The 16272-nt window shown below is 65.7% G+C and carries 14 protein-coding genes; 7 read left to right on the top strand and 7 right to left on the bottom strand.

Annotation, left to right across the window (positions count from 1 at the left end; all coding sequences use genetic code 11):
• Window positions 1-97 precede the first annotated feature (97 nt).
• Genes ACOY6C_RS13160 through ACOY6C_RS13145 form a run of 4 tightly spaced genes read right to left on the bottom strand, consistent with a single transcriptional unit; the run spans window position 98 to window position 3016 of the window.
• Window positions 98-985: a metal ABC transporter substrate-binding protein gene (locus tag ACOY6C_RS13160; RefSeq protein ID WP_420905930.1), complete on the bottom strand. Its 888-nt coding sequence runs from the start codon at window positions 983-985 to the stop codon at window positions 98-100.
• Window positions 986-1021: 36 nt separating this feature from the next.
• Entirely contained in the window at window positions 1022-1891 is an 870-nt protein-coding gene (locus ACOY6C_RS13155) for a metal ABC transporter permease (RefSeq protein WP_420905929.1), read from the bottom strand.
• Window positions 1878-2846, bottom strand: a complete 969-nt coding sequence (locus tag ACOY6C_RS13150) for a metal ABC transporter ATP-binding protein (protein ID WP_420905928.1) — start codon at window positions 2844-2846, stop codon at window positions 1878-1880. Before ACOY6C_RS13150 ends, ACOY6C_RS13155 begins: the two co-directional genes overlap by 14 nt.
• Complete coding sequence (locus ACOY6C_RS13145) at window positions 2843-3016, bottom strand: hypothetical protein (protein WP_420905927.1); 174 nt, start codon at window positions 3014-3016, stop codon at window positions 2843-2845. Before ACOY6C_RS13145 ends, ACOY6C_RS13150 begins: the two co-directional genes overlap by 4 nt.
• A gap of 136 nt (window positions 3017-3152) precedes the next feature.
• Here ACOY6C_RS13145 and ACOY6C_RS13140 point away from each other — a divergent pair, with 136 nt between their 5' ends.
• Genes ACOY6C_RS13140 through ACOY6C_RS13130 form a run of 3 tightly spaced genes read left to right on the top strand, consistent with a single transcriptional unit; the run spans window position 3153 to window position 5563 of the window.
• Window positions 3153-3659 (top strand): Fur family transcriptional regulator, encoded by a 507-nt coding sequence (locus ACOY6C_RS13140; protein WP_420905926.1) that lies wholly within the window; start codon window positions 3153-3155, stop codon window positions 3657-3659.
• Window positions 3641-4756 carry a permease gene (locus ACOY6C_RS13135; protein ID WP_420905925.1) on the top strand — a complete coding sequence of 372 codons (1116 nt, stop codon included), beginning with the start codon at window positions 3641-3643 and terminating at the stop codon, window positions 4754-4756. Before ACOY6C_RS13140 ends, ACOY6C_RS13135 begins: the two co-directional genes overlap by 19 nt.
• 36 nt (window positions 4757-4792) lie before the next feature.
• Window positions 4793-5563, top strand: a complete 771-nt coding sequence (locus ACOY6C_RS13130; protein WP_420905924.1) for a TIGR03943 family putative permease subunit — start codon at window positions 4793-4795, stop codon at window positions 5561-5563.
• 57 nt (window positions 5564-5620) lie between these two features.
• Here the strand turns inward: ACOY6C_RS13130 and ACOY6C_RS13125 are convergent, their stop codons facing one another.
• The 3 genes from ACOY6C_RS13125 to ACOY6C_RS13115 all read right to left on the bottom strand — a co-directional run bounded on the left by ACOY6C_RS13125 (window position 5621) and on the right by ACOY6C_RS13115 (window position 12369).
• Window positions 5621-9847 (bottom strand): translocation/assembly module TamB domain-containing protein, encoded by a 4227-nt coding sequence (locus tag ACOY6C_RS13125; protein ID WP_420905923.1) that lies wholly within the window; start codon window positions 9845-9847, stop codon window positions 5621-5623.
• A gap of 10 nt (window positions 9848-9857) precedes the next feature.
• Window positions 9858-11405, bottom strand: a complete 1548-nt coding sequence (locus tag ACOY6C_RS13120; protein WP_420905922.1) for an autotransporter assembly complex protein TamA — start codon at window positions 11403-11405, stop codon at window positions 9858-9860.
• Window positions 11406-11763: 358 nt separating this feature from the next.
• On the bottom strand, window positions 11764-12369 hold the full coding sequence (locus ACOY6C_RS13115) for a hypothetical protein (RefSeq protein ID WP_420905921.1): 606 nt from the start codon (window positions 12367-12369) through the stop codon (window positions 11764-11766).
• Between the two features lie 295 nt (window positions 12370-12664).
• Between ACOY6C_RS13115 and ACOY6C_RS13110 the strand changes: the two genes are divergently transcribed.
• The 4 genes from ACOY6C_RS13110 to ACOY6C_RS13095 are packed head-to-tail and all read left to right on the top strand — an operon-like array spanning window position 12665 to window position 16253.
• A complete protein-coding gene (locus ACOY6C_RS13110) occupies window positions 12665-13078 on the top strand; it encodes a hypothetical protein (RefSeq protein WP_420905920.1) in 414 nt (137 codons plus the stop codon).
• Window positions 13079-13097: 19 nt separating this feature from the next.
• The gene (locus ACOY6C_RS13105; protein ID WP_420905919.1) at window positions 13098-13247 is read left to right on the top strand and encodes a DUF5989 family protein; all 150 of its coding nucleotides are present in this window, start codon (window positions 13098-13100) and stop codon (window positions 13245-13247) included.
• A gap of 8 nt (window positions 13248-13255) precedes the next feature.
• Window positions 13256-15094: a carbamoyltransferase family protein gene (locus ACOY6C_RS13100; protein ID WP_420905918.1), complete on the top strand. Its 1839-nt coding sequence runs from the start codon at window positions 13256-13258 to the stop codon at window positions 15092-15094.
• Complete coding sequence (locus tag ACOY6C_RS13095; protein WP_420905917.1) at window positions 15081-16253, top strand: SGNH/GDSL hydrolase family protein; 1173 nt, start codon at window positions 15081-15083, stop codon at window positions 16251-16253. Before ACOY6C_RS13100 ends, ACOY6C_RS13095 begins: the two co-directional genes overlap by 14 nt.
• The last annotated feature ends 19 nt before the right edge of the window (window positions 16254-16272 follow it).

Genomic DNA, 16272 nt, shown 5'->3' with positions numbered 1-16272 from the left:
GCGCCCGGCGACGACCTCAGGGAACCAGCGCCCGGCGACGACCTCAGGGAACCAGCGCCCGGCGACGACCTCAGGGAACCAGCGCCCGGCGACGACCTCAGGGAACCAGCGCCCGGCGCAATTGCTCGATGTTGTGCCGGAACAGCTTGACATAGGTCGGCGCCGGTCCTTTTTCATCCGAGAGCGCCTCGACATACAGGGTGCCGCCCGCCCTGGCGCCGGTCGCCTCTCCGATCTGGCGCACCACGCGCGGATCGTTCGAGCTTTCCAGGAAATAGACCTGAATTCCCTCCGCGCGAATCTGTCGGATCAGGTTGGCGATATCCCCTGCGGAGGCCTCCGACTCGGTGGAGAGTCCCAGCGGCGCGATGAAGGTCAGGCCATAGGCATCGGCAAAGTAACCAAACGCATCATGCCCGATCAACACCTTGCGCCGCTCTGCCGGAATGGCCCCCATCAGACGACGGGTTTCGGCGTCGAGCGCCTCGATCTCCGCGATCAGACGGAGGCCGTTCTCCTGATAGCTCCGCAACCGTTCCGGGTCCGCCGCGCCGAAGGCCTGGACGATGTTGTGGACGTAGATCATTCCGTTGGCGGCGTTGTTCCAGGCGTGGGGATCGGTGATTTTGTGGCCATCCTCCTCCATCTGCCTGGGCACGATGCCGGTCGTGGTCACCACCGGCGTCCCCTTGAAGCCGGATGCCTTGACCAGACGATCCATCCACCCTTCCAGCCCCAGACCGTTCATGAGCACCACCCGGGCCCCCTTGATGCGGCGCACGTCCGCCGGGGTGGGTTCGTAGGTGTGCGGATCGCGATCCGGACTCACCAGGGTGGTGACCTGAACGTGTTCCCCGCCCACCTGGCGCGCCAGATCGCCGAGAATCGAATGGGTGGCCACCACCTCCATGGGGGCGGCCCGCAGCGGGGTCGGTAGCCAACAGAAGAGGCCAAACAACAAGATGACAACCGGAAATTTCCTCATGATCGACTCCCTTGCATGGGGGTGTGGGCCGTCTGGTCAGTGTGCCAGGTGCGGACGGGTGAACAGGCGTCGCGCCACGCCACCGGGCGCGAAACCCAACGACAGGATGAACAGGGCGCTGGCGGTGAGCACGATCGCCGGTCCCGAAGCCAGATGGGCGTGAAACGAAATCAACAGACCCAGATAACCAGAACTCCAGGCCACCCCCATGGCCACCAGCACCATGCCGGTCAGGGTGCGCGCCCACAGACGGGCCACGGCTGCCGGGATCATCATCAGACCCACGGCCATCAGGGTGCCGAGGGTCTGAAAGCCGGCCACCAGATTGATCACCACCAGAGCCAGAAACAGCAGATGCTGACCGCGACCATGCCCCCCGACCATGCGCAAGAAATCCGGATCGAAACACTCGGCCACCAGAGGACGCCAGACCAGCGCCAGGCTCATCCAGGTGAGCGTGGCGATCAGGCCCACCAATCGGATCGCGTCCGCGTCGATGGCCAGGATGGTCCCGAAGAGCACATGCAACAGATCGACATTCGAGCCGCGCAACGAGACGATCAACACCCCGGCAGCCAGCGAGGTGAGATAGAAGGTGGCGAAGGTGGCATCCTCCTTGAGCACCGTTTCGCGACTCACCTGACCGGAAAGCAGTGCCACGACCAGGCCGGCCACCAGACCGCCCGCCCCCATGGCCGGATAGGAGAGCCCGGCGATCAGAAAACCGATGGCCGCGCCCGGCAGCACCGCATGGCTCAAGGCATCGCCCACCAGGCTCATGCGGCGCAGCATCAGCAGCACGCCGACCGGACCCGCTCCCAAGCCCAACGCCAGGCAGGCCATGAGCGCCCGGCGCATGAACCCGAAGTCGTCGAACGGGGCGATCCACCATTCATGCAGCGTCATGGCCGCTCCCGGAGCGATCCGTACCCGATGCGCACGGTTCGGCCCGCTCGTTCCAAGCCTCGGCCATGGTGCGTGCCTGGTGTAACGTGCCTGATGGGGGGAGACCCCCCTCACCCCCCGGACCATGGACCTCCCTTCGGGAGTTCCATGGTAACGTGCCTGATGGGGGGAGACCCCCCTCACCCCCCGGACCATGGACCTCCCTTCGGGAGTTCCATGGTAACGTGCCTGATGGGGGGAGACCCCCCTCACCCCCCGGACCATGGACCTCCCTTCGGGAGTTCCATGGTACATTTCCGGCGGTCAACACCGTCTCCGTATCACCCCAGGCGATCCGGTGTCGGGCCAGCAACAAGGTGTGGGGAAAATGGGCGCGAATCTGCTCCAGATCGTGCAGGATGGCGATCACCGTGCGCCCCTCCCGTTGCCAGCGATGCAGCAGTTCCAACAACTCTTCGGTGGAACGGGCATCGAGCGCGGCAAACGGCTCATCCAGAAGAATCACCCGCGCATCGAGCATCATCAACCGCGCAAACAGCACCCGCTGAAACTGTCCGGCGGACAAGGCATCGATGCCGCGTCCCTCGAAACCGCTCAGGCGCACGAGTTCCAGCGACCGGCGCGCCCTTTCGGCCAGTTCGCGCGTCACCCGACCCAGGGCGCCACTCTGTCGCCAGGCGCCCATCAGCACGGTGTCGGCCACGCTCATGGGAAAGGTGCGATCCAGCCGGCTCGATTGGGGCAACCAGGCAATCTGCTCTCTGGCAAGACCGTGCCAATCGATCGATCCGCCAGCCAGAGGGATTTCCCCCATCAGCGCCTTGAAAAGGGTTGTTTTTCCCGCTCCGTTCGGTCCGGTGACCGCTGTAAGTTCTCCGGCGGCGAAACGACCGGTCAGGTGATGCACCGCCGGGTGACGGTGATAGGTGATGGTGAGATCCTGAACCTCGATCATGGCAACGCCACCGACCAGAAAATCCCCAGCCACAAGAGCACGATGGGCAGGCTGGCGATGAGGCCGCGCCGCGCGGCGCCCATCGCCAGAAGCGAATGCAACAGGGGATCGTCCGGCATTTCGACCGGTGAGGATGGTGGTTCGAGATGAGGTGTGACGGAGGATGGCATCAGTCTGGCGTCTCGTCAATGGAATGATATATTGTATCAAATCCTTGACAGATTAATCGATACTGTATATCGTTGTCAATGGCTTTTTTTGCCATGGAGATCCCGAGGATCCAACCCGAACCATCGAATGCCAAGAATGTCTGCCACACCCCATGCATCTTCCCCGGTCACGCTGTTTCCCAACGCCGGGCACGACCATGCGCGCTGCCGCGACTGGATGATCGGGCGCGCCGAGAGCCTCTGTCAGGATCTGGGGGTGCGTTTCACCCCGCAACGCCGCGAGGTGCTGGAGATTCTTGCCACGTCCCACCACTGTCTGGGAGCCTACGACATTCTCGAACGGATGGCGCATCGGGATCGTCGCCCGCCGCCTGCGGCGGTCTACCGTTCGCTGGAGTTTCTTCTGGAACTGAAACTCGTCCACCGCATGACCAGCCGCAACGCCTTTTTCGCCTGCACGCGCGCCACCCATGCCGCACCGATCCAGTTCTGGATCTGTCGTCACTGCGGGGTGGTGGCGGAGAGCGAATCGATGCGGATCAGCGAAGAGGTTTCGCGTCTGGCCGGACAGCTCGCCTTTTGTCCGGAGACGATCAATGTGGAGATCGAAGGAGCCTGCCAGACATGTCGCAGCACCCCGTGAAGGGTCAGGCCGCCGCCTCTCCGGTGGCCACTGAGAAGTGGATCGGGGCGCTGATCCTGCTCGTGTTCGTGCTGGTGGCCTTTCTGCCCCTGGTGGGCCAGAACACCAACAGCCTGATCCCCTTCCTGGATCGGGTGAACACCACGCCCGGCACCGGATGGCGCGAGAATTTCGCCACCTACTTCGTGGCCATCGTGCTCGAGGGGGCGCCCTACATGATCCTGTCGGCCTGCGCCGGGGCGATCATCGAGTTGCTGGTTCCGCCCCACTGGCTGCCGCGCGCGGTGCGGCGTCTGGGGGTGTGGGGGATCCCGATGGTGGTGGCGATCTCCCCGCTCTTTCCGATCTGCGAATGCGGCATCGGCTTCGTGGCGCGCCGCCTGTTGCGCATGGGACTCCCCTTGCCGCACACCCTGGCCTATCTTCTGGCCGCGCCGATCCTCAACCCGCTGGTGCTGGCCGGCACCTGGATGGCCTATGGCCAGAACTGGGTCTATCCGGCGGTGCGCGGCCTGGGGGCGGTGGTGGTGTCGCTGGTGGTCGCGTTCGGGTTTTCCAGGGTGTCGTCGTCGGTCTTGACCTTCCGTCCCGAGGAGCCCGCCCCGTCCGTCTGCTCCCACGGCGCCTGCGACCACCGCCACGACCCGCCCACCCTCGGCGCCCGCATCCACCATGTGCTCACCCACACCCGCGAGGATTTTCTGGAGACCGGACTTTATTTCCTGTTCGGGGTGTTCGTGGCCAGCCTGTTGAAGACCTTCGTGGATCCGGCCTGGATCGAGGGGTTGGGACAGGGCTCCCTGCTGGGTCCGGGGGTGATGATGGCGTTGGCCTTCACCCTGTCGTTGTGCGCCGGAGCCGACGCGTTCGTGTCCGCCAGCTTCACCGGCTTCTCGATCCCGGCCCACGCGGCGTTTCTGGTGCTGGGACCGATGCTCGACATCAAGCTGTTGTTCATGTATCGCACCCTCTTTGCGACGGGCTTCATCGTTCGTTTCGCGCTTGCGATCCTGTTGGCGGTGTGCGGGTATGTCGTGGCGTTGCAACAACTGCCCGACGGGTGGCTCGAAACCCTGGGACTGCCGTTTCTGGGGTGACGGATCGGGTTGGATGGAGAAGGGAGAACACGGACCATGCGACTGCCCCACGGTTTCTGGAAAGAGCTGCAACTGCACGGCTGGATGATCTTTCTGGCCTACATGATCCTCACCGGCAAGGATCTGAGCTATCTGGCCCCGCTGCAACACCAGATCCTGCTGGCCGGGGGGGCGGTGCTGTTCTTGGCGCTGATGGCCGGGTTTTTCGCCAAGAGGCCGGCCACGCTCCCGGTCGGCGCGGGCGGGGGGTGGCGGGCGTTCCTGGAGTCCTCCGGACACTGGGTTCCTTTTCTGGTCGTGATGCTGATGGGGGTGACCACCCTGAACATGGATCTGGCCAGTCTGCGCAACGGCATCCAGATGCGGGTGATGGATCCGGACCGGGTGCCGGAGGATCCCACCGCCCGGCTGGCCCATCTGCGTGTCGGGGAGTACCTGGAGACCACCCACATCCAGCTGTATGGCCAGGCGGTGCTTGCCGCCGACGCTCCGGTGAGTCTGATCGGGCGTCTGGCGCGGCTGAATGGGGAGCAGTTCGCCAAGGCTTTTCCGACCCTGCCCCCTCGGGAGGAGAGTCATCTGTTGTATCGGTTCGCCATCGCCTGTTGCGCGGCGGACGCGACCCCGCTGACGGTGTTGCTGGAGGGGGTTCCGGCAGATGCGGAGGTGGGTCGGGAGGGGTGGTATCGGGTACGCGGGGTGACCCGCACCACGGATGAGACCGGTCCGATCGTGGTGCGCATCGACCGCCTGGAGCCCATCCCCGCGCCGGAGAAGCCGTTCTTGAGCTGGCTGGATGTGTATTGAGCCGCATCCGGTGCGGTTTTCTGGGCAACGGGGCGTTTCAGGACAGAGTGGCGCGGTTCAATAATCCTTCTTCCACTGCACGCCCACATCGCCGTTGGATTTGGCGTCCACGCCGGTTTTGAGGTAGATCTGCGGGGTCATCTCGATCTCCACGTTGATCCGCCCCGAGTCGGCCTTGATCCCCTTTTCCACCTCCAGGTAGATCTCGTCGGTGATGTATTTGCCGGCGCTCACCGTGCCGCTCTCCAGCGAGGTGCCGCCCACGTCGAGCCGGTCGATCCCAAGACCGCGCTGGAACTTGCCGAGCAGGCCCGGCCCGCCCCCCTGCATGCTTTTCACCGCCACGGCCAGACGCAGCGCCTGGGCCGGGGTGATGGCGTCCGTGGCGCGATCGAACAACAGGTGGGAGATGATCTCTTCCTCGGAGAGCATGGGTTCGCTGGTCAGTTTCACCCTGGGACGGCGCGCCGCCCCTTCCAGGCCGACGTGGGTGGTGATTTCGCCGCGCCGGACCGTGGCCTCCATGGCGATCCACGGTTCGGGCGGCCAGTTGCCATCGAAGGTCAGCGCCCCTTCCGTCAACTGGAAACGGCGCTCCAGCAGATCGAGATACCCGCGCCGCACCCGCATCTGACCGGCCACCTTGGGTTCGGCCAGGGTGCCGCCGAGTTTCAGCTCCCCCAGCCACTCCGAATCCAACCCCATGCCGCGCACGAACAGCCGTCCCGGAATCTGCGTCGTGACCTCCAGGCGGGTCTCCTTCGGGAAGAGCCCGACGCCTGGCGCGGTGGGGGTGGCATCCCCGCTGCGCGGCTCGTCGAGTTCCACCACCTGGATCTCCTCGTCCGCCGTCTTGCCGGGATGGAACTCCGCCCGGTTCACGGTCAGCGCGCCGCTCAACCGCAAGGCGGTCAGATCCCCCGCAAGGCGCAACGGTCCGCTCAACTGGGCGGTCAGCTCGTCGCGCCGGAGCAGGGTGGCCTCCTCGAGGGTGGCATCCAGGGTGATCGGGAAGTGGCGCTCCGGATCGAGTCGCATTCGTCCCGTCGCCCGCACCCGTCCCTTGTCGCCGTCCGTGGCGGAGAAACCCTCCAGGCGTAGCTCCTCCCCCTCGGCCTTGAGGTTCAGGGTGATCCCGTGCAGGATCGTGCCCGACTCCACCAGCTCCAGATGGCCCCGATCCAGCTCCGCGCCGCCCCGCACCACCGGTTGGTTGAGCGTGCCGCCGGCCACCAGATCGACCCGCACCACCCCTTCCAGCCGTCCGAAGCGTTCCGGGGCGCTCCATTTGGCCAGTTCGGCCAGGGGGATCCCGGCCTTCAGACCGCCGGCCAGCCGTCCGTCGGGCACCACCGTCACCCAGGGAGCGCGCGCCAGTATCCGTACCGGCACCACCAGTTCGCCGCGCGCCTCTTCGGGCGCCAGACCGCGCGCGCTCCAGGAGAGGCGCGGTTCCCGGCCATCGTTCACCTCGGCGGTCAGGGAGAGATCCAGGGGTGGCAGATGGCGCCAGGAGTTGCTCGACGAGCGCCCCTGGGTGATGGTGGCCCGCGCCTCCAGGTTGGGGCGCTCCGCAAGCCCCGAGGCGCGCAGCTCCAAGGCGCTTTTGCCGCGCATGGCCCCAAACCCGAGACGGCGCGCCAGATCCAGATCGCCCCGCGCCGTGAAACTTCCCTCGATCCGTTGTCCCTCTTGCTTCCACCCCCCGGATAGGGTCGCGTCGCCCAGGGCGAGTTCCCAGGGGGTGATGCGGATTGTGTCGTTTTTGCGATCGTTCTGCTGGATGGTCACCGGCTTGACGAGTCGAAAGGGCTCCTTGTCGAGCTGGCCGGTCAGCTCCGCGATCTCCCAGCGGTTTTCGTTCCCGCCGCGCTCCAGGCTCCCCCGGCTCTTGAAGGTGACCGGCCAGTCCATCTCGCCCCGCCCGTCGGCGTTGAACGCCAGTTTGGCCAGACTCCCGGAGACGCGCCCCTTGAGGGCATCGACGCGCCATCTCTCCCGTTGCCATTTGGCTATCTCGAAATCGGCCTCCACCTCCGGCCTGCCGCGCGTCAGACCGGCGCGTCCGGTCAGCTTCAGGCTTTCCAGTCGTCCGAAGGGGCCGGTCAGGCCGGTCAAACGGGCGTTGAGATGGCCGGCGGGGCGTCCCTGACGATCCGGATCCAGCGCCAGATCCAGGGAGGCCCGTCCGGTGAGGGGGAGCCCGTGCCAGGGTTTGAGGGCGGCCAGATCCGTGCTCTCCCCTTTGAGTTGACCGCTCAGGCTGGCCCGCCGCCGATCGAGGGTGAGCGTGCCGCTCAAATGGCTTTTCGGCGCGCGGGCGTTCAAACCTTCGAGTTCCAGGCGATCGGCGTCGCGCAGCCGATAGCCGGTGGAAAGCTCCAGCGTGCCGCCCGGTTGTCGCGCGGTCATCGTCACGTTGCCATGCGGCTGGTTCAAGGGGTCGGACACATCCCCCTGGATCGATACCTGCCGCCAGGTCACCTCTCCCACGCGGAGCCCCTGGGACTCCCCTTCGAAGCGCAAGGCCAGACGCGACCCCGCGCCGTTCAGCTCGCCCCGCAGGGTGCCGGTTCCGGAGACGGGCGGTCCGGATCCGGCCAGAAGCGTGCCCAGATCGGCCAGTTCGGCCTGCCAGCGCGCCTCGAGTCGGCCCGTTCCCGGCGTCAGGCGTCCCGTGCCGCTCACGGTGAAGTCGTGTCCCTGGATGCGCACCGCCTCGGCCTCGAGGGGGTGGTCCGGGCGCCAAGTCAGGCGCATTTCCAGCTTCGGGTTCTCCCCGAGGCGCGGGGCCAGGGGCTCGGGCAGCCCGCGGAGTCCCGATCCGCGCGCCTGGGCGTGCAGGTCGATACGCTCGCCGCCGTTCGTCACGCGCAACGTTCCTTCGCCCTGTGCCTCGCCGTGCAACGGCCAGGGCAGGAGCGGCGCGAATGCATCCAACCTGGCGACCCGCGCCGACCAGTCGAGGCGCGCCGTCCGTCCCTCCGGGTCGATCATCCCCACAGCCGTGGCGGTCAGGGTGTCGGCATGGGCCAGTCGCAGCGTCTCCACGGTCAGTTGGCCATCGGCTTCAAGGCGACCGCTCAGCGTCCAGGTGGGACGCCAGAGCGGCGCACCGTCGGGCCATCCGCTCAGTCGGAGCGAGCCGGCCCCGCCGGTCAGATGCAGGCGGATCCCTTCCGGCCAGGGGTGGTGCGCGGCTGTCGAGGCCGGGGGCTCGATCACCACCGTGGTGTCGAGGTCGGTGAAAGGGTGATCGAGCCAGCGCCAGGTCGGGGCGCGCAGCCGCGCCTCGGTGCGCGGGGCGTGCAGGGCGCCGGAGAGGGTCACTTCGACGTTCCCGGCCCCCTGCATCGGCGTTTGCCACCATGGACCGAGATGATCGCCCAGGTGGGGGATGTCGGCCTGGAAAGCCCCGTGCAGCCGTTCGGCTTGCGGATCGATCTCCAGGCGACCCGTCAGGGTGAGCGCTTCGCTGCGGGCCTGGATGGCGGTGATGCCGACCGCGAAGGTGGTCAGATCGATGCGGAGATCGGCCTGGGCCGGCAGGGTGGCGAGCAGCGGCTGGAGCGGTTTGGGCAGCGCGCCCAGCAGCGGCGCGCCCAGATGCAGAGCGTCCGTCCGTGCCTGGCGCAGCTCCAGGGTCAGCGGGATGGGGATCGACCAGCCGGACCAGGGGAGCGGGGATACGGTTTGGGGGTTCGGGATCGGGGCGCCGGTTTGGCTGTTCGGGATCGGGGCGCCGGTTTGGCTGTTCGGGATCGGGGCGCCGGTTTGGGGGTTCGGGATCGGGGCGCCGGTTTGGGGGTTCGGGATCGGGGCGCCGGTTTGGGGGTTCGGGATCGGGGCGCCGGGTTTGGGGGTGACCGGATCGGGTTCCGGCGGACGGCGCACCTCCACCCGTTCGGCCCGCACCGCCTCCAGCTCGATCATGCCGCGGGCCAGCGCGGACCAGACCGGCCTGCCCCGCGCCTGTTCGACCACCAGCCAGGCCCCCTGTCCGTCGCGGATCTCCAGGCGCTCCAGGCGGATCTCGGCGCGAAAATCGCCGCCGATGCCGGACAGATGCAGGGATTCCAGCTCCGGCAGGGTGCGCAGCCAGTCCAGGAGCGTCTGTTGCACCCCCGGATGATGGACGAACAGCACGCCTGCCGAGACCAGCAGCGCGAAGGATAGGATCAGGATCGCCGCCAGGCCGGTCAGCAGGCGTCGGAGGGGATGGGCGCGGGGTGGCGCGTGCGGCGCGGGCTGGGAGGGGGCCGGAGCGGGGGGGGTGTTGTTCATGGCCGTGGCGTCAAAAGGCCTGTCCGATGCTCATGTAGAGTTGCCAGGGGGCATCCATGGCGCCACGTCGCTCCAGGGGAACCCCGACATCGAGACGCAGCGGCCCGATGGCGGATAAATAACGAAAGCCAAGACCCGCGCCAACCAGCATCGTCTCGTTCCAATCCGGCAACACGGTGGTGTAGGCCCGCCCGGCATCCACGAAGGCCACCCCGCCCATGGTTTCGGTGAACCGATAACGCGCCTCCGCGCCCACGGCCAACAGGGATCGCCCACCCACCGGGCGACCGGAGTCATCCAGGGGGCCGGCCATCTGCTGTCCGTAACCGCGCACCGAGGAGCCGCCGCCGGCGTAAAGGCGGTTGTCCGCCGGGATGTCGTTTTGTTCGGCGCCCAGGGTCACATCCAGTTCGGCGCGACCGGCCAGCACCAGATCGGGCGTTTCGGACCAGCTGGCATAGCGGCTGATCTTGTTGGAAGAGCGCAGAAAATGGACGCTTTTTCCGGTGACCGCCAGGTTGGGGGCGATCTCTCCGAAGAGCCGCCAGCCGCGCGTGGCGTCGAGGGGGTCGTTGGAGCGGTCCAGGGTCAGGGCCAGCGGCATGCTGAGGAGGCTGTAGGAGGTCTTGTCCTCCTTGCTCAGGTCCAGAACCTCGGAAAGGCGGTAGTGCAGCGACAGGGAACCCTCGCCGCCGGGCGCGAACACCTGCCGGACCAGACCCGCGCCCAGTTCCAGGGCGACGCTTTCGAACGCCTCCTCCACGGAGCGGTCGAGCTTGCCGGAGAATTTCAGGTTCTGTCCGCGTTGAACGTAGTCCGGGATGTCGAGGGTGTTGTTGATGGTGACGGTGCGCACGCCGAGTTTCAGATCGCTTTTGAGCCGCTCTCCGGCGCCGAGGAGATTGCGATGCTCCCAGCCGCCGTTCACCTCCATGCCGCGATCGGTGCTGAATCCGGCGCCCGCGCGCCAGGTGCGGGGTTTGCGTTCCTTCAACTCCACCAGCACCGGCCACAGACCCCGATCGTCCGGCTGTTCGGCGAGTCTCACCCGCACCACGCCGAACAGGCCGGTGCCGGTGAAGGCCAGACGGGTCTCCTCGATGCGCTTCGGGTGGTAGGGGACGCCCCGGTTCCACGGCACGCGCCGTTTCAAGAAGAAGATATCCACCTCTCCCGGTTCGTCGATCACCACGTCTCCCAGGTGGACCCGTGGACCGGTATCCAGATGAAAGCGGGTTTGGATGCGATGGGTTTGGGGATCGCGGGTGACGCGCCGCTTGATCATCCTGGCCTGGGGAAAACCCTGGTCGTGGGCGGCCTGGATCAGCGCATCGCCGGCCAAAAGAATGCGCGCGCTCTCCGCCGGCAGACCGGCATGCAGGTCGAGGCTCTCCCAGGCGGGGGGATGGAATCGGGAGTCGGGCGGTTCGAGTTGGAGTTCGGGGGGGTCGAGCCGATAGCGCTCATGCGGGGTGACCACGAAGCGCGCCTCCAGGGTTTGCTCTGCCCCTTCGATGCCGGCTGTGACTTCGACATCGAAAAACCCCTTTGATTTCATAATATCAACCAGTTTCTGGCGGTCCCTCTCCACCTGTCTGGCCAGCAATGGGCGGTTGGCGGGGGGCTCGTCCTGGCTGCGAAAGGTGACGAGTCGTTCCAGAATTTCGGCGTGGATGCGCGGTTCGGACTCCAGTCCGGTCAGCGTGGCGCTGTATTTTGGTGATGAATCTGGCGGATTTTCTGATTCTTCTGATAATAAAACACCAACTTTAGATATCAGAATAACGCAAACCAGAAAGAAGATCCTCGGAAAGGGATGCCGGGGTTTGTCGTGGCTTCCCCGTGGGGGAATGCCACGGCTGGGGGGCGCGTGGGAACGCATCCCAGCCAACGGGTCGTGGCTGCCGGTCAACCGTTCATGCGGCCCGTTGGGCCTGTTCCAGTTCGTGTTGCAGCTTGTCGCGATCGATCCACCATTCGTCGCCGACCATCATTTCGAGTCCCTTGAGGATTGAGGGGATGTAGATATCCGGGTCGTCGAGCTGTTTGGCCTGGACCCAGATCTGGAAGGCCTCTTCGCCGATGACGTTGTAGGTGTCGCAGACCAGCGAGAACATCTGTTGCGATTGACCGATGGCCAGGTCGCGATCCGCGTGGTCCGGGGTGCGGTGTTTGGCGAGCAGGTGGGCCAGGGCGCAGATGGCGGGGGCCAGATCGTGGCTCGGGCCGAGGGTGTTGAGCAGATGGAACAGGGACTGCACCACCTCGATGCCCGGGGCATCGGTTTTGAGGCCCACCCAGATGCGTTGCGCCAGGGCCTTGTAGATCTCCTTGTTTTTGTGCTTGGTGGAGAGGCGGCGCAGGATGGTGAGCACTTCGGTCCAGTTGCCTTCGCGACTGAGTTTGTCGAGGGCGATGCGATCTTCGTTCCACTCTTCGGCGGCGGAGAGGGTGGGTTTTTCTTCGGTCTGGGGGGGGAGTTCCGACTGGATCGGGATGATGCGGGGCATGGTGGGGTTCATGGCGTCACCTGAGATTGGAGCGTTAAAAAAATTCAGATTACGGCGACGCGTCTCCAAGGGCAAGTCATGACGCGCGCGAAGAGCATCTTTCCCCGGGTTGCGCATGAGGCCGGCCCGGTGATTCGGGGTATGCGGGGCGGGGTGTGGGTCACGACAGTGATCGGAGTCCATGGCGATCCTGGTCTGGGTGTGTTAAACTGGCTAACGAATGTTTGAAATCGATAACATCCCAATCGGTTTGTCCGGTGTGCGGCGTGACCGCTTGCCACCTTTTGTTGCATCGTGCGCTCAAAACATGCCTCCATCCTCCGCTCCCGACGCTCTGTCGCTCCCTTCCAACCGCCAATTCGGCGGGTTGTTCTCCTTTGTGTTCGCGGCGGTGGCGCTCTATTGCGCCGGTCGCGCGGCCTGGGTGGGGGTGGGCCTGGCCGGGGTGATCGCGGTTGCCTTCGCCGCGTTCGCGCTTGTGGCCCCGGAACGCCTGCTGCCGCTCAACCGCGCCTGGTTCAAGCTGGGGATTCTGCTCGGCAGGATCGTCAACCCCCTGGTGATGGCGCTGCTCTTCTTCGGCCTGTTCACCCCGCTGGCGCTGCTGTTACGCCTGTTCGGGCGGGATGCTCTCCGGTTGAAGCGAGGGGGCGCGGTCAGCCATTGGATCGAGCGGCAGCCGGACAGCCTGCCACCCGACTCCTTCAAATTCCAATACTAAAACTGAGGAGGCCCGCGCGATGGGTCTGATGCAAGAGCTTTGGATGTTTCTGAGGGCGCGCAAAAAGCTGTGGCTGGCGCCGGTGATCCTGATCATGGCGCTGCTCGGCGGTCTGTTGATCCTGGCCCAGGGATCGGTGATCGCCCCCTTCATCTACACCCTTTTCTAAAAATCCGCATGAAGATCCTCGGCATCTCCGCTTTCTATCACGACTCCGCCGCCTGCCTGGTCGTGGATGGGCGGATCATCGCGGCGGCCCAGGAGGAGCGGTTCACCCGCATCAAGCACGACCCCGGCTTTCCGGCCCAGGCCATCGCCTACTGCCTGGCCGAAGGACGGCTCACGCCGGACCGGATCGATCATGTGGTCTTCTACGACAAGCCCTTCCTGAAATTCGACCGGTTGATCGAAACCTACCTGGCCTTCGCGCCGCGCGGCTTCAAGAGCTTCGCCACCGCCCTGCCGGTCTGGATCAAGGAGAAGCTCTTTTTCCGGTCGATGCTGGTCAAGGCCCTGCACGGAATCTGGGGCGAGGGGATCGACGTGGCGTCGCGCCTGCTCTTCTCCGAGCATCACGTCAGCCACGCGGCCAGCGCCTTTTTCCCGAGTCCGTTCAACGACGCCGCCGTGCTCACCATGGACGGGGTGGGGGAGTGGACCACCACCTCCCTGGCCATCGGCTCGGGCAACCGTCTGGAGATGACGCGGGAGATCCATTTTCCCCATTCGCTGGGTCTGCTCTATTCCGCCTTCACCTATTACACCGGCTTCAAGGTCAACAGCGGCGAGTACAAGGTGATGGGACTGGCCCCCTATGGGGAGCCGAAGTATGCGGATCGCATCAAACGGGAGTTGATCGACATCCGCGACGATGGCTCGTTTGCGCTCGACATGCGCTATTTCGACTACTGCACCGGCCTGACCATGACCAACGCCCGCTTCGACGCCCTGTTCGGCGGGCCGCCCCGCGAGCCGGAGTCGCGTCTGACGCAGCGGGAGATGGATCTGGCCGCCTCGATCCAGGCGGTCACCGAAGAGGTGGTGCTGAAACTGGGCCGGAACATCGCCCGCACCAGCGGCATGAAAAATCTCTGCCTGGCCGGCGGCGTGGCGCTCAACTGCGTGGCCAACGGCAAGCTGCTGCGCGAGCAGCTCTTCGAACGGGTCTGGATCCAGCCGGCGGCGGGTGATGCGGGAGGCGCCCTGGGCGCGGCATTGGCCGCCCATCATCTCATGCTCGACCAGCCGCGCGCCCCCTTGACCGGTCTGGACGGCATGCATGGCTCCTATCTGGGGCCGGAGTACGCCACCGAAGAGATCGTCACGCGACTTACCCGCGTCGGCGCGGTGTTCGAGGTTCTGGCCGAGGAGTCGCTCATCGACCGGACCGCGCGGGCGTTGGCGGATGGCAAGGCGGTCGGCTGGATGAACGGGCGCATGGAGTTCGGACCGCGTGCCCTGGGCGCGCGCAGCATCCTCGCCGATCCCCGCTCCCCGACCATGCAGAAACTGCTCAATCTCAAGGTGAAGTTTCGCGAGTCGTTCCGTCCCTTCGCGCCCAGCGTGCTGCGCGAGGCGGTCGGGAGCTGGTTCGATCTGGATGCCGACAGCCCCTACATGTTGCTGGTGGCGGATCTCCTGCCCGGTCACCGGCGGGCGATGAGCCCCGAGGAACAGGCCCTGTTCGGCATCGACAAACTCAACGTCCCCCGCTCGACCATCCCGGCGGTGACCCACGTCGATTATTCGGCGCGCATCCAGACCGTCCACGCCGGAACCAATCCGCGCTACCACCGGCTGATCAGCCGTTTCAACGACCTCACCGGCTGCCCGGTGCTGGTCAACACCTCGTTCAACATCCGCGGCGAGCCGATCGTCGGCACGCCCGAGGATGCCTTTCGCTGCTTCATGGGCACGGAACTCGACATCCTGGTGGTCGGGAATGCCTTTCTGATCAAATCCGAACAGCCCGCCGCCCTGGCATCGGACTACAAGGTGCTCTATGAGCTGGACTGACGCACCGGATGGGATCCCCGCACCCCCGGACCGTGAACCCCGCGCGCGGATGTCCCGCGGCAAGACGCTGCTCTTTCTGACCATCGGCATCCTGGTGCCGCTGGTGATCGGCGTGGGGGTCCTGGAGCTTCTCTTCGGCAGCTGGGTGCGCGTCGATCCATGGGAGGCGGCCAACCGCCTCAACATCATTCGCGACCGGCATGTGGTCTACCAGGTGGGCAATCTCTACGGGCCGGGCACGGAGTCGGTGGTCTACTCCCGCGATGCCCATGGCCTGCGCGGCGGTTGCAAGGAGCCGGGAAAGATCCGCATTCTGAGCGTCGGCGGCTCGACCACCGATCAGCGTTACATCGGCGATGGCCAGACCTTTCAGGATCGGTTGCAACAGCGGCTGGAAAAAACGCTGCAACGTCCGGTCTGCATCGCCAACGCCGGGGTGGACGGACACAGCACCTTTGGCCATCTGGCCGCCTTCGATCACTGGTTTCCGCGGATTCCGGATCTCAAGCCCGCCTATGTGCTCTTGTACATCGGGATCAACGACGCCGGGCTTCGCGACCAGCCCAACGCCGGTTTCGACGACCCCACCGGGCGTCGCGTCGGGGTGTGGGCGGTGATCAAGGAGCGTTCGGCCATTTTTGCGGCGGTGCGCAAGTTGAGTTTCGTGGTTACCGGACTCTATACCAAGAAGGCCTATGCCGGTCACGCCCTTCGTCCGCCGACACCCGGAGAGTACACCGAAACGGCCCTCTCACCGGGTGTCGAGCCCTTGATCGCGCGCAATGGCGAGGCGTTTCGCGCCCGTCTGGAACAACTGCTGGAGAAAACCCGCGCCCTGGGAGCCAAACCGATCTGCGTCACCCAGCCGCACCGGTTCGTGGCCACCACCCCCGAGGGGGTCAAGGGGACGGCCAACGTCTTCGAGCATCAGGGGCGCTTCTACAACGGTCTGGATTACGCGACCTCGTTGCAGGTCTTGAACGGAGTGATGCGGACGGTCTGTCCGCAAGCGGGGGGCGTTTTCATCGACATCGCGGCCCAACCGTTCGAGCTGGCCGATTTCTACGATCCGGTCCATCTCACCCCGACCGGCGCGGTCAGGTTGGGGGGGTATCTGTTCGATGCCTTCGCGGCCCAGGGGGTGATCGCGGGGTTGTGAGCGGTTCTGTGATCCCGTT

Origin of the sequence: Candidatus Magnetaquiglobus chichijimensis, assembly GCF_045865675.1 — a bacterium.
Lineage (GTDB): Bacteria > Pseudomonadota > Magnetococcia > Magnetococcales > Magnetaquicoccaceae > Magnetaquiglobus > Magnetaquiglobus chichijimensis.
The sequence above is the reverse complement of the archived record's forward strand: the minus strand, read 5'-3'. Positions and strand labels throughout refer to the sequence as shown.

Excerpts from the sequence above, each read along its gene's own strand:
- ACOY6C_RS13160 (WP_420905930.1), bottom strand. The coding sequence starts at position 985 with ATGAGGAAATTTCCGGTTGTCATCTTGTTGTTTGGCCTCTTCTGTTGG.
- ACOY6C_RS13155 (WP_420905929.1), bottom strand. The coding sequence starts at position 1,891 with ATGACGCTGCATGAATGGTGGATCGCCCCGTTCGACGACTTCGGGTTC.
- ACOY6C_RS13150 (WP_420905928.1), bottom strand. The coding sequence starts at position 2,846 with ATGATCGAGGTTCAGGATCTCACCATCACCTATCACCGTCACCCGGCG.
- ACOY6C_RS13145 (WP_420905927.1), bottom strand. The coding sequence starts at position 3,016 with ATGCCATCCTCCGTCACACCTCATCTCGAACCACCATCCTCACCGGTC.
- ACOY6C_RS13140 (WP_420905926.1), top strand. The coding sequence starts at position 3,153 with ATGTCTGCCACACCCCATGCATCTTCCCCGGTCACGCTGTTTCCCAAC.
- ACOY6C_RS13135 (WP_420905925.1), top strand. The coding sequence starts at position 3,641 with ATGTCGCAGCACCCCGTGAAGGGTCAGGCCGCCGCCTCTCCGGTGGCC.
- ACOY6C_RS13130 (WP_420905924.1), top strand. The coding sequence starts at position 4,793 with ATGCGACTGCCCCACGGTTTCTGGAAAGAGCTGCAACTGCACGGCTGG.
- ACOY6C_RS13125 (WP_420905923.1), bottom strand. The coding sequence starts at position 9,847 with ATGAACAACACCCCCCCCGCTCCGGCCCCCTCCCAGCCCGCGCCGCAC.
- ACOY6C_RS13120 (WP_420905922.1), bottom strand. The coding sequence starts at position 11,405 with ATGAAATCAAAGGGGTTTTTCGATGTCGAAGTCACAGCCGGCATCGAA.
- ACOY6C_RS13115 (WP_420905921.1), bottom strand. The coding sequence starts at position 12,369 with ATGAACCCCACCATGCCCCGCATCATCCCGATCCAGTCGGAACTCCCC.
- ACOY6C_RS13110 (WP_420905920.1), top strand. The coding sequence starts at position 12,665 with ATGCCTCCATCCTCCGCTCCCGACGCTCTGTCGCTCCCTTCCAACCGC.
- ACOY6C_RS13105 (WP_420905919.1), top strand. The coding sequence starts at position 13,098 with ATGGGTCTGATGCAAGAGCTTTGGATGTTTCTGAGGGCGCGCAAAAAG.
- ACOY6C_RS13100 (WP_420905918.1), top strand. The coding sequence starts at position 13,256 with ATGAAGATCCTCGGCATCTCCGCTTTCTATCACGACTCCGCCGCCTGC.
- ACOY6C_RS13095 (WP_420905917.1), top strand. The coding sequence starts at position 15,081 with ATGAGCTGGACTGACGCACCGGATGGGATCCCCGCACCCCCGGACCGT.